General features: G+C 71.2%; 9 protein-coding genes. 6 read left to right on the top strand and 3 right to left on the bottom strand.

All coding sequences use genetic code 11. The features are described from left to right. Positions 1-147: 147 nt before the first annotated feature. Complete coding sequence (locus RT323_RS13615) at positions 148-1,878, bottom strand: BCCT family transporter (protein ID WP_313409464.1); 1,731 nt, start codon at positions 1,876-1,878, stop codon at positions 148-150. A gap of 94 nt (positions 1,879-1,972) precedes the next feature. Then, positions 1,973-4,249, bottom strand: coding sequence for a DEAD/DEAH box helicase (locus RT323_RS13610; protein WP_313409462.1), 2,277 nt, complete (start codon positions 4,247-4,249; stop codon positions 1,973-1,975). A 114-nt stretch (positions 4,250-4,363) separates the two neighbouring features. Between RT323_RS13610 and RT323_RS13605 the strand changes: the two genes are divergently transcribed. Together RT323_RS13605 and RT323_RS13600 are read left to right on the top strand one after the other, a co-directional pair. Continuing rightward, entirely contained in the window at positions 4,364-4,696 is a 333-nt protein-coding gene (locus RT323_RS13605; RefSeq protein WP_313409460.1) for an STAS domain-containing protein, read from the top strand. After that, on the top strand, positions 4,697-6,151 hold the full coding sequence (locus RT323_RS13600; protein WP_313409458.1) for a class I SAM-dependent methyltransferase: 1,455 nt from the start codon (positions 4,697-4,699) through the stop codon (positions 6,149-6,151). A gap of 48 nt (positions 6,152-6,199) precedes the next feature. Here the strand turns inward: RT323_RS13600 and RT323_RS13595 are convergent, their stop codons facing one another. Then, positions 6,200-7,417 (bottom strand): MFS transporter, encoded by a 1,218-nt coding sequence (locus RT323_RS13595; protein ID WP_313409456.1) that lies wholly within the window; start codon positions 7,415-7,417, stop codon positions 6,200-6,202. A gap of 112 nt (positions 7,418-7,529) precedes the next feature. On the opposite strand from RT323_RS13595, the gene topA reads away from it, so the two are divergent. The 4 genes from topA to RT323_RS13575 form a co-directional block, all read left to right on the top strand. After that, positions 7,530-10,217, top strand: a complete 2,688-nt coding sequence (topA, locus tag RT323_RS13590) for a type I DNA topoisomerase (protein WP_313409454.1) — start codon at positions 7,530-7,532, stop codon at positions 10,215-10,217. 91 nt (positions 10,218-10,308) lie between these two features. Beyond that, positions 10,309-11,052: an aquaporin Z gene (gene aqpZ / locus RT323_RS13585; protein WP_313409452.1), complete on the top strand. Its 744-nt coding sequence runs from the start codon at positions 10,309-10,311 to the stop codon at positions 11,050-11,052. A gap of 69 nt (positions 11,053-11,121) precedes the next feature. Further along, complete coding sequence (gene tmk / locus RT323_RS13580; RefSeq protein ID WP_313409450.1) at positions 11,122-11,784, top strand: dTMP kinase; 663 nt, start codon at positions 11,122-11,124, stop codon at positions 11,782-11,784. Further along, positions 11,781-12,438, top strand: a 658-nt coding sequence (locus tag RT323_RS13575) for a DNA polymerase III subunit delta' (protein ID WP_313409448.1), incomplete at its 3' end; no start/stop codon positions are given. The genes tmk and RT323_RS13575, both read left to right, overlap by 4 nt.

Raw genomic sequence — 12,438 nt, 5'->3', positions numbered from 1 at the left:
CGGGAGTGCGACATGGCCGCGGACGTCGCCACGGTCACGGTGCGGGCCGAGGGGCCGCGCTGGTCGGTCGGCCGCTGGGCCAGCGACCAACGGGCCCGGGCGGCCCCCGCCTGGTACCTCGAGTGAGGCACGGCGGGGGCGTCCGGCTCAGTCCTTCGCGTCCTCCGGCGGGAGGTCCGCGGAGTCCTCCGGAACCACCATGGCCTCCTCGACGACCAGGGCGAAGTCCTCGCCGTGCTTGTCGACACCGCTCAGCACGGCACCCTCGACCAGGGTCTGACCCAGGTCCTCACGCACGATGATCGGATCGACGCGCAGGTCCCGCTGCAGGGCGACGCACAACAGCACCATCAGGGCCAGGAAGGGCAGCGACGCCACGATGGTCAGGGCCTGGAGGCCCTGGAGGGCCACGGGGTCACCCGGGTCGGCGATCAGCAGCATGATGGCCGCGACCGCACCGGTCAGGCCGCCCCAGAAGATCACGAGCCACTTCTTCGGCTCGATCGAGCCGCGCTGCGACAGGGTGCCCATGACGAGGGAGGCCGCGTCGGCGCCCGACACGAAGAAGATGCCGACCAGCAGCATCACCATGACCGTCGTGATGGACGCCATCGGGTACTGCTGCAGCAGGTCGAACAGTGCGTAGTTCGAGTCCACCGCGCCGTCGCCGTCCGCGATGGCGTCGGCCTCGCTGATGCCCGCGCCACCGAAGATGACGAACCACAGCAGGCTGACGGCGCTCGGGACGAGCAGGACGCCGGTCACGAACTGGCGGATCGTGCGGCCGCGGCTGATGCGCGCGATGAACATGCCCACGAACGGCGTCCACGAGACCCACCAGGCCCAGTAGAAGATCGTCCAGGCGCCCAGCCAGTCCGCGACGCCCTCGCCGCGGGCGGTCGTGCGCCCGACCATCTGCGGCAGGTACTCGATGTAGTCCGCGATCGACGTCGGGATCAGGTTCAGCATCGTCAGCGTGGGGCCCGCGATGAACACGAACGCCGCCAGCAGCAGCGCCAGCACCATGTTGATGTTCGAGAGCCACTGGATGCCGCGCGCGACGCCCGACACAGCGGACAGGATGAACAGCACGGTCAGGACGACGATGACCGAGACGAGCAGGGTCTCGCCGACCGACTCGACCCACCCGTTGTGCTGGATGCCGGCACCGATCTGCAGGGCGCCCAGGCCCAGCGACGCGGCGGAGCCGAACAGCGTGGCGAAGATGGCCATGATGTCGATCGCCTTGCCGAGGGGGCCGTTGGCCTGGCGGCGGCCGATGATCTTGACGAACACCGCGGAGATCAGCTGGGGGCGGCCGAGGCGGAAGGTGCCGTACCCGATCGCGAGGCCGACCACGGCGTACACGGCCCACGGGTGCAGGGTCCAGTGGAACAGGGTCTGGGCCATCGCGGCGTCACTGGCGGCATCGGTCGCGCCCTCGACCGTGTTGGGCGGCGGCGACAGGTAGAAGGTCAGCGGCTCGGCCACGCCCCAGAACATGAGCCCGATGCCCATGCCGGCGCTGAACATCATCGCGATCCACGACGAGGTGCGGAACTCGGGCTTCTCGCCGTCACGCCCCAGCGGGATCTTGCCGTAGCGGCCCGCGGCGACCCAGATCGCGAAGATCACGAAGCCCGTGGTCGACAGGATGAAGAGCCAGCCGGTGTACTCGATGACCCACGACTGGGCCTGGCCCGCGCGTTTGCCCAGCGAGACCTGGTCGGCGATGCCCCACACCACGACCCCGATGGCCACGACGGCCGCGATGGCGAAGACCACCTTGTCCAGTTGGGTCTCTCGGTGTGGCTCGATCGTGGGCTCGAGGAACCCGTTCGTCGCGGCTGCGTCGTTCGTTTCGGGGCCTGAGGCCATGTCAGTGCGCTCCCGGGGTTGGTGTGCAGGAAGTGATCAAACCTCCCCAATCTCGCACGAAGTCAGTGCCGACACAAATGCGAGCGGGGCCGCGTCAGCCCGGAACGCCCGCCAGAACGGCGTCCAGCAGCAGCACCGCACCCGCCTTGTCGAGGGGGCTGTTGCCGTTGCCGCACTTGGGCGAGACCACGCAGGACGGGCACCCGTCGCGACATCCACAGTCGTCGATCGCCGTGCGTGTCATCCGCAGCCAGGTCGCCATCTGCTGGTGCCCACGTTCGGCGAATCCCGCACCGCCGGGGTGCCCGTCGTGCACGAAGACCGTCAGCCGGCCGGTGTCGGCGTGGTGCGCCGTCGAGAGGCCCCCGATGTCCCAGCGGTCGCACGTCGCCAGCAGGGGCAGGATGCCGATGGCGGCATGCTCGGCCGCGTGGGCCGCTCCGGGCAACCGCTCGGGGTCCATCAGCGACGTCGCCACGTCGGTGTCGAGGGTCCACCACACCGCCGCCGTCGGCAGCGTGCGCTCGGGCAGGTCGAGGGGCTCCTCGCCGATGACGCGGCCGGTGTTGCGGTCCCGGATCTGGTAGCCGATCACCTGGCTGGCGACCTCGACGTCGCCGAAGGCCACCGTGGCCGCTCCCCAGTCGACCTCGAGCCGCTGGTCGACGATCGTGACGGCCGTGGCCGAGCGCGCGCTGGTGGTGTGGTGGACCTCGGCGCGCCGCACGACGGCGGCTCCCTGCTCGGGGTCGTACGCCTCGACGAGGTGGTCCTCGCCGCGGTGGACGTAGATCGCCCCCTCGTGCACCTCGGCGTCGGCGGACCCGGCGTCGACCGTGCCGATGAGCCGACCGGTCTCCCGCTCGACGATCTGGACCGGATGCCCGCCCGCGGAGCGGATGTCGGCGAGGTCCGCGGCCCGGTCGCGGCTGGTCCAGAACCAGCCGGTCGAGCGCCGGCGCAGCAGTCCCGCTGCTTCCAGGGCGACGACCCCCTCGGCCGCCCGGGGGCCGAACCGTGCGAAGTCGTCCTCGGTGAGCGGCAGCTCCTGGGCTGCCGCGGCCAGGTGCGGCCCCAGCACGTAGGGGTTCTCCGGGTCGAAGACGGTGGCCTCGACCGGCGCCCCCAGGACGGCCTCGGGGTGATGCACGAGGAACGAGTCGAGGGGGTCGTCGCGCGCGATCATGACGCCGAGGCTGTCGACGCCGGCCCGGCCGGCGCGACCCCACTGCTGCCACAGCGCCGCGCGGGTGCCGGGGAAGCCGATGGACACGACGGCGTCCAGCCCGGCGATGTCGATGCCGAGCTCGAGCGCGTTCGTGCTGGCGAGTCCGAGCAGGTCGCCCGACCTCAGTCGCGCCTCGAGCTCGCGACGCTCCTCGGGCAGGTAGCCCCCACGGTAGGTGGCGACGCGATCGGTCAGGGCGGGGTCGACCTCGGCGAGGGCACGCCGGGTGGTCATGGACAGCTGCTCGGCGCCGCGCCGCGACCGGACGAAGGCCAGCGTCCGCGTGCCGCCGACGACCAGGTCGGTCAGCAGGTCGGCGGCCTCGGCGCCGGCGGACCGGCGGATCTCGACCCCCTCACGGTTCGGCTGCAGGGGCGGCTGCCAGAACGCGACGGTGCGTCCGGCGCGTGGGGAGGCGTCCTCGGTCACGGCGGTGACCGGTGCCCCGATCAACCGCTCGGCGGAGGCGGCCGGCTCGGCGACGGTGGCCGACGACAGGACGAACAGCGGGTCGGCGCCGTAGTGCTCGCAGATGCGGCGCAGGCGCCGCAGGATCAGGGCGACGTGCGCCCCGAACACGCCCCGGTAGTGGTGGCACTCGTCCACGACGATCGCCAACAGCCGGGCCCAGCGCTCGTGAGCGGGCAGGATCGTGCGGTGCAGGATGTCGGGATTGGCCAGCACCCAGTTGGCATGGTCACGGGCCCAGGCGCGCTGTTCCCGGCTGTTGTCGCCGTCGACCGTCGCGGGGCGCAGGCCGGGGACGTCCGTCGGCAGCCGCCGCAGCTGGTCGGCGGCCAGTGCCTTGGTGGGTGCGAGGTAGAGGACGGACGGGCGACGCGCTCCGGACAGCCCGGTGCCGCCGCGGCCGTCGCGCAGCGCCTGCAGGGCCGCGGCCTGGTAGACGAGCGACTTGCCCGACGCCGTGCCCGTGGCGACCACCACGTTCTGCCGCGCGTGCAGGGCGGCCAGCGCCTCGGTCTGATGACCCCACAGGACGTCCGCGCCCTCCGCGGCGAAGAGCGCGCGGATCTCGGGATCGATCCAGTCGGGCCACGGCTCCACGACCGCCTCGACCGCGGGATGCTGCTGCACGTGCACCAACTGCTCGCGATGTCGCGCGAGAACCGGGTGCAACTGCATGGTCACAGTGTCCTTCACCTGCCTGAGGCACCGAGCGCCAGCGCTCGGCGGGCGATCGGCCGACGCCGCGGTTCGCGGCGCGCCACGGCTCGCTGCGCGTGATTCAATGCCGTCATGGATCTGACGCTCACCGAACGTGAGTCGCCGCCGTTCCACGTGGTCGAAGTCTCGGGCGAGATCGATGTGTACACCGCCCCACGGTTGCGTGAAGTGGTCGTCTCAGCGATCGACTCCGGCCACACCCGACTCGTGATCGACATCGAGGACGTCGCGTTCCTCGACTCGACCGGCCTGGGCGTCCTCGTGGGAGCCCTCAAGCGGGTCCGCGCCGACAACGGCTCGCTCGACATCATCTGCACGAGCGAGCGGTTGCTGCGCATCTTCGCGATCACGGGACTGGACAAGGTCTTCGGCCTGCACGCCTCGATCGACGAACTGGTCTCCTGAGTGTCCGGCTCGGACGTCGGGCTGCTGCGCGAGGCGATCGCCGACTTCACCGTCGACGCCGTCCACGGCGTCCTCGGGGACGAGGCCTGGCGAGCGCTCGCCCGGTCCGAGACGGTCCCGGGGCTGCGCGTCACCGCCGACGGCTCGCGGCTGTCCACCCTCATCCGGCTCTTCCAGCTGCAGTCCGTCGTGCCGCGCGAGTCGGCTGAGTCGGCCTTCGGCCCCGCGTGGGAGGCGGCTCGGTCCCTGGGCCTCGTCGAGGTCGACGGTGACGACGCCCGCGCCCGCCTCGACCTGCGCCCCTACGGCGACGAGTCGCACGACTGGTGGGTCGTGTGCGACCTGACACCGGGCCTCGACGGGCGCGAGAACCCACGCGACCCGCTCTACGTCCTGGGCATCAGCGAGGCGTCCTCGTCACTCGCGCAGCTGACGGTGCGCCCCGAGGTCGGGCGCGCGCTCGACCTCGGCACCGGCTGCGGCGTCCAGGCATTGCACCTGGCCGGCCACTCGCGTGAGGTCGTGGCGACCGACGTCAACCCTCGCGCGGTCCAGCTCGCGAGTCTCACCGCGGCACTGAACGGTCTCGACGTGGACGTCCGTGACGGCAGCCTGTTCGAGCCGGTCGCGGGGGAGCGGTTCGACCTGATCGCGACCAACCCGCCGTTCGTCGTCTCGCCCCCGGACGGGGATCGGCTCGTCTACCGCGAGACGGGCTTCGACGGCGACGACGTGGTCCGGCGGATCGTCACGCAGGCCCACGACCACCTCACCGACGGCGGCTGGTGCCAGCTGCTGGCGGCGTGGATCCATCGCGAGGGTGAGCCGTGGCAGGAGCGGCTGGCGTCATGGATCGAGCCGACCGGGCTCGACGCGTGGGTCGTCCAGCGCGAACGGGTCGACCTGCCCGAGTACGCCGAGATGTGGCTCGCGGACGCCGGCCTGCGGCACGCGCCCGGCCACGTCGAGCGGTACGACCGCTGGCTCTCGTGGTTCGCCGAGCAGGGCACCGAGGCGATGGGCTTCGGCTGGATCACCCTGCGCAAGGCCGAGCGCGCGGTGCCGCAGGTGCGGATCGAGGAGTGGACGACCCCGGTGGCCCAGCCCGTGGGTGCGGACTTCCTCGCCTGGGCCGGCCGCACCGACGCGCTCGACGCCGGCGACCTGCTGGGACGGTGCTGGCGGCTGGCGTCCGACGTCGTGCAGGAGACCCTCGGTCCCGTCGGCGCCGCCGATCCCGCGGTGATCCGCGTGCAGCGCACCGAGGGACTGCGCCCGTCGCGCCAGGTCGACACGGTCGAGGCGGGGTTCCTCTCGGCGTGCGACGGCGACCTCACCGCCGGTCAGATCCTGGACGCCCTCGCCCAGCTGCTCGACCAGGACCCGGCGCTGCTGCGCGGTCGCTATGGGCCGGTGGTCGCCGACCTCGTGGCCGACGGCTTCCTCGTCCCCTGAACGGTGGCGGCGTCCCCCGGCTCGCCGCACCCCACTTTTGGAACAGGATTACCGGTCCGGAGGCGTGCTGGCCGTAACCCTGTTCCACAAGTGCGAGGATCCCGCGTCGCCCGCACGGGGCAGCCGCTGTCCCAGGAACGAAGCGACGGCGATCAGCACCGCGATCCCGCCACCGACGGCGAATCCGGCGGCCGCACCCCACAGGTCGATCGACGAGCCGATCACCGGAGCACCCAGCGCGCCACCGACCGTGAACGCGGAGGCCTGCCAGCCCATCGCCTCGCCACGGCGCGTCTCGTCGGTGAGCCGCGCGATGTACTCGCTGCACGACGTCATGATCGGCGCGCAGAGGAGACCCGCCGGGATCGACGCCAACGCCAGCGTCCACGGGGCGTGGGCGACGCCGACGGGGATCGTCAGCAGGCCCATCGCGAGCAACAGGTACGTGGGCCGGATCGACGCCGACCGCGATCCGTAGACGAGTCCGCCGACCAGCGAGGAGAATCCCCAGCCGAGGTAGACGACACCGACGAGGCCGATCGCGTCGAGCTCGCGCAGGACCGCGATGATCCCCAGGTCGGTCGCCATGAGGGCCACCATGGCGCCGGCCGACACGAGGAAGAGGAACGCCAGGTCGCGGGTGACCCAGCCGAAGCCGGGCTGGTGCGGCGTGTCGACGTGGTCGGCGCTGCGTGTCGGGGGATCGAGCCACCACAGGATCAGCAGGCCGATCCCGACGGTCCCGGCCACCGTAAGCAGCGCGGCCTGCGGTGACGCCTGGACGACCATCACGCCCGCGGCGGCCGGACCGATGATGAACGAGGCCTCGGCCATGACCGAGTCGAGCGCGAACGCGCTGCGGTGGTGCGAGGCCGGCAGGTTGGTCGAGAGCGAGACCCGCACGATCGAGTGCACGGGCGCCAGGAACAGGCCCGCCACGAACGCCAGCGGCAGCAGCCAGGCGTAGGTGGCCATGGCGGCGAGCGGGTAGACCACGAGCAGCACGGCGATGGAGGGGATGAGCGCCCGCCGGACGCCGAGCCGATCGATCAGGCGCCCGCGCCACGGGGCTCCCAGGCCGGCGCCCAGGGTCTCGGCGGCGGCCACGATCCCGGCCTCGCCGTACGAACGGTCGAGGCCCTCGACGACCAGGAGCGTGAGGACCAGCGGGACCGCCATCATCGGGATCCTGGCCAGGAAGGCCGCGATGTAGAGGGGGATGGTGCCGGGGGACCTCAGCACGTCCGCGTACGTCACCTTCTCCACTCGCGAGATTCTTCCACGGCGTGCACCGGTGGCGAAAACGGTTGACAGGAAGCGCTACGGTGGGCCACCACCGGCCCAGATTCCCCATGACGGCCGGGCGGAGGAGCAGAACGTGACATCACTGGTGATCGTCGAGTCGCCCAACAAGGTGCGCAGCATCAAGGCGTACCTGGGCGACGGCTACGTCGTCTCGTCCTCGGTCGGGCACATCCGCGACCTGCCGCAGGGCGCCGACCAGATCCCGGCCAAGTACAAGGGCGAGGCCTGGGCGCGCCTGGGCGTCAACATCGACAACGACTTCGAGCCGGTCTACGTCGTCCCGGCCGAGAAGAAGAAGCAGATCGCCGAGCTGAAGAAGCTGCTCAAGGACGCCGACGAGCTCGTCCTGGCCACGGATGAGGATCGCGAGGGCGAGGCCATCGCGTGGCACCTGTTCGACGAGCTCAAGCCGAAGGTGCCGGTCAAGCGCATCGCCTTCAACGAGATCACCCAGGAGGCGATCCAGCGCGCGATCGCCAACCCGCGCGACATCGACCAGGACCTCGTCGACGCGCAGGAGACCCGTCGCATCCTCGACCGCCTCTACGGCTACGAGGTCAGCCCCGTCCTGTGGAAGAAGGTCATGAGCGGCCTGTCCGCGGGCCGCGTCCAGTCGGTCGCCACGCGCCTGGTCGTCGAGCGCGAGCGCGAGCGGATGGCGTTCCGCATCGCCAGCTACTGGAACCTCGAGGCCACCTTCGGGTGCGACCTCGAGCCGTCCCGGTTCCCCGCCCGCCTGTCCACGATCGACGGCAAGCGCGTCGCGTCGGGCTCCAACTTCGACAGTGCCGGCCAGCTCAAGGGCGACGTCGTGCACCTCGACGAGACCCTCGCCCGCGACCTCGCCTCGGGGCTGGAAGGACGCGACTTCGTCGTCCGCTCCGTAGAGTCCAAGCCGTACACGCGCCGCCCTTACGCCCCGTTCCGCACCACGACGCTGCAGCAGGAGGCCTCGCGCAAGCACGGCTACGGCGCGCAGCGCACGATGTCGATCGCCCAGAAGCTCTACGAGGGCGGCTACATCACCTACATGCGCACCGACTCGGTGACGCTGTCGCAGACCGCGCTCAACGCGGCCCGCGCCCAGGTCAAGGAGCTCTACGGCGCCGACTACCTCCCGGACAAGCCGCGCGTCTACACGTCCAAGGTCAAGAACGCCCAGGAGGCGCACGAGGCGATCCGTCCGGCGGGCGAGTCGTTCCGCACCCCGCAGGAGACCGGCCTCTCGGGCGACGAGCGCAAGCTCTACGAGCTGGTCTGGAAGCGCACGATCGCCTCGCAGATGGCCGACGCGAAGGGCAACCAGGTCTCGATCCGCATCGGCGCCGAGTCCTCCTCCGGTCAGGACGTCGAGTTCACGTCGTCCGGTCGCACGATCACGTTCCACGGCTTCCTCAAGGCGTACGTCGAGTCCACCGAGGACCCCGACGCCGAGGGTGACGACCAGCAGACCAAGCTGCCCAACCTCAGCGAGGGTGCGCACGTCACGGCCGTCGAGCTGGACGCCGCGGGCCACCAGACCAAGCCGCCGGCGCGCTACACCGAGGCCAGCCTCATCAAGGAGCTCGAGGACCGCGAGATCGGTCGTCCCTCCACGTACGCCTCGATCGTCAACACGATCCAGAACCGGGGCTACGTCTACAAGAAGGGCACGGCGCTCGTGCCGGCGTGGGTCGCGTTCAGTGTCGTGCGCCTGCTCGAGCAGCACTTCGGACGCCTCATCCAGTACGAGTTCACCGCCGAGCTGGAGGGCGTCCTCGACGAGATCTCCAACGGTCGCGAGGACCGCGTCCACGTGCTCGAGGCCTTCTGGTCCGGCGAGGGCGAGCGCGACACCGGACTCAAGCGACTCATCGACAACCTGCCCGACATCGACGCCCGCGGCCTGGCCACGTTCGACCTCGGTGAGGACATCGCGGTGCGTGTCGGCCGCTACGGTCCGTACGTCGAGGGCCCGCCCATGGTTGAGACCAAGGAGGGCGGCGAGCAGCCGACCCGCGCGAACATCCCCGAGGACCTGCCGCCGGACGAGCTCACGCTCGAGCGCGCCAAGGAGCTGCTGGCCACGCCGGCCGGCATGGAGAAGGAGCTCGGCACCCATCCCGAGACGGGGCTCGAGGTCGTGGCCAAGAACGGTCGGTACGGCCCTTACGTCACCGAGGCGCTGCCCGAGGACGCCAAGAAGGGCGCAAAGCCGCGCACCGCGAGCCTGTTCAAGTCGATGGACCTCGACTCGGTCACGCTCGAGGACGCCGTGAAGCTGCTGACGCTGCCGCGCGTCGTGGGCCACGACGCCGAGGGCGTCGAGATCACGGCCCAGAACGGCCGCTACGGCCCGTACCTCAAGAAGGGCACGGACTCTCGTTCGCTCGAGACCGAGGAGCAGCTGCTGACGATCACCGAGGCGCAGGCGCTCGAGATCTACTCCCAGCCCAAGACGTACGGCCGCCGTGCCGCGGCCGCTCCGCTCAAGGAGCTGGGCGAGGACCCGACCAGCCAGAAGCCGATCGTCGCCAAGAGCGGACGCTTCGGCACCTACGTCACCGACGGCGAGTACAACGCCACGCTGCGCAAGGACGACGACCTCGAGACGCTCACGCACGAGCGTGCGGTCGAGTTGCTCGCCGAGCGTCGTGCGAAGGGTCCGGCCAAGAAGGCGACCAAGAAGAAGGCGCCGGCCAAGAAGGCGGCGAAGAAGACCACGGCCAAGAAGGCGACCGCGAAGAAGACGACGAAGAAGGCCCCCGCCAAGAAGTCCTGAGCCGACGAGCGGGGACCGTCGACGCGACGGTCCTCGCCGTGGCGGCGTTCGTGCCCTACCGTGAGGACATCCGCACGGCACGGGGGACGCCATGACCGAAGCTCCGACGTACACGCTGGCACAGCGGCTGAGCGCTGAGGCGCTCGGCACCTTCTGGCTCGTCTTCGGCGGGTGTGGCACCGCCATCTTCGCCGCGACGGCGATTCCCGAGGGTGCGCAGATGGCGGTGGGCGTCGGCTGGTTGGGCGTGGCCTTCGCGTTCGGTCTCACGGTGCTGACGGGCGCTTACGCGTTCGGTCCCGTCTCGGGCGGCCACTTCAACCCGGCCGTGACGGTGGGATTGGTGCTGGCGCGCCGGTTCTCGGCGAGGGACCTGCCCGGCTACGTCATCGCGCAGGTCGTCGGTGCCACGATCGCCGGCGCCGTGCTGCTGGTGATCGCCGAGGGGATCGACGGCGGGTTCGACCCCGTCGAGACCGGGTTCGCCTCCAACGGGTTCGGCGACCGGTCGCCGATGGGCTACAACCTGGTGTCCGTCGTCATCACCGAGATCGTGCTGACGGCGGTGTTCCTGTTCGTGATCCTGGGCACGACCGCCAAGCGGGCCGCCGTCGGCTTCGCGGGACTGTCGATCGGGCTCGCGCTCACCCTGATCCACCTGATCAGCATCCCGATCTCGAACACGTCGGTGAATCCCGCGCGATCGCTCGGTGTGGCCTGGTTCGCCGGGACGGACGCGCTCGCCCAGGTCTGGGTGTTCATCCTCGCGCCGGTCATCGGCGCGGCGATTGCGGGACTGGTCCACGGGCCCTTGCTGGGGCGCGACGACGCGTGACCGCGGACGTCATCCACAGATCCTCGGCTGTGCCGTTCGCCGTCGGGGGCGCCGACTAGGCTCGCCACCATGCAGTCAGCGGACGATCCACTCGTCACCGAGGTCGGTGTCTTCGTCGCCTTCGAGGGCGGCGAGGGCTCGGGCAAGTCGACCCAGTCACGCCTGTTGTCGCAGTGGCTCGAGTCGCGGGGGCGCCGGGTCCTGCTCACGCGTGAGCCCGGCGGCACCGAGGTGGGAGCCCGCCTGCGGTCGATCCTGCTCGACCCGGCGACCGGCCACCTCTCGCCGCGGACCGAGGCGCTCATCTATGCGGCCGACAAGGCCGAGCACGTCGACACGGTGATCCTGCCGGCACTGGCCGACGGCTCCGTCGTCATCACCGATCGCTACGTCGACTCCACTCTCGCCTACCAGGGCGCGGGCCGTGCCCTGCACGTCAACGAGCTCGAGTCCCTGGCCCGGTGGGCCACCGCCGACCTGCGGCCCCACCTGACGGTGCTGCTCGACGTCGACCCGGCCACGGGGCTGTCCCGCGCGGGCGAGCCCGACCGCATCGAGGGCGAGCCGGTCGAGTTCCACCAGCGCGTGCGGCGTCACTTCCTCGACCTCGCCGCCACCGACCCCGAGCACTACGTCGTGCTCGACGCGAACGAGGCGCCCGAGCTGATCCACGAGCGGGTCCGTGCCGCCGTCGAGCCGTGGCTCGGCCAGGCGCGCGAGGCGGTCTCGTGACGGCGCCCGTCTGGGACGAGCTCGTCGGCCAGGACGACGTCGTCGCCACGCTAGGCGCTGCGGTCGCGGGCCAGATGACCCACGCCTGGCTGTTCACCGGACCGCCCGGATCGGGCCGGTCCAACGCGGCGATCGCCTTCGCCACCGCGCTGCAGTGCGAGCAGGGCGGGTGCACGACGTGTCGTTCGTGCGTCACGGCCGCTGCCGGCAGCCACCCGGACATCGCCGTCATCAACACGGACGGCCTCAGCATCGGCGTCGACGCCGCGCGCGACGCGGTGCGGCGCTCGGCCCTGCACCCGTCGCTCGGACGCCACCAGATCCTCGTGGTCGAGGACGCCGACCGACTGACCGACCAGGCCGCCAACGCGCTGCTGAAGTCGATCGAGGAACCGGCGCCCGGCACCGTGTGGCTGCTGTGCGCCCCTGCCGTCGAGGACGTCATCATGACGATCCGCTCGCGGTGCCGTCCGGTGCTGCTGCGCACCCCGCCCACCGAGGCGATCGCGCGGCTCCTGCACGAGCGCGACGGCATCGAGCCGCAGGTCGCCCACAAGGCCGCCGCGGCGTCCCAGGGACACATCGGTCGAGCGCGTGGCCTCGCCCGCGACCCCGAGGCCCGTCGGCGCCGCGCCGAGATCCTCGCCCTCCCGG

The sequence above is a fragment of the Aeromicrobium sp. genome, assembly GCF_032084975.1.
In the GTDB taxonomy this organism is placed as follows: domain Bacteria; phylum Actinomycetota; class Actinomycetes; order Propionibacteriales; family Nocardioidaceae; genus Aeromicrobium.
The sequence above is the reverse complement of the archived record's forward strand: the minus strand, read 5'-3'. Positions and strand labels throughout refer to the sequence as shown.

Coding starts and splice junctions, on each gene's coding strand:
- RT323_RS13615 (WP_313409464.1), bottom strand. CDS start 1,878: ATGGCCTCAGGCCCCGAAACGAACGACGCAGCCGCGACGAACGGGTTC.
- RT323_RS13610 (WP_313409462.1), bottom strand. CDS start 4,249: ATGCAGTTGCACCCGGTTCTCGCGCGACATCGCGAGCAGTTGGTGCAC.
- RT323_RS13605 (WP_313409460.1), top strand. CDS start 4,364: ATGGATCTGACGCTCACCGAACGTGAGTCGCCGCCGTTCCACGTGGTC.
- aqpZ (WP_313409452.1), top strand. CDS start 10,309: ATGACCGAAGCTCCGACGTACACGCTGGCACAGCGGCTGAGCGCTGAG.
- tmk (WP_313409450.1), top strand. CDS start 11,122: ATGCAGTCAGCGGACGATCCACTCGTCACCGAGGTCGGTGTCTTCGTC.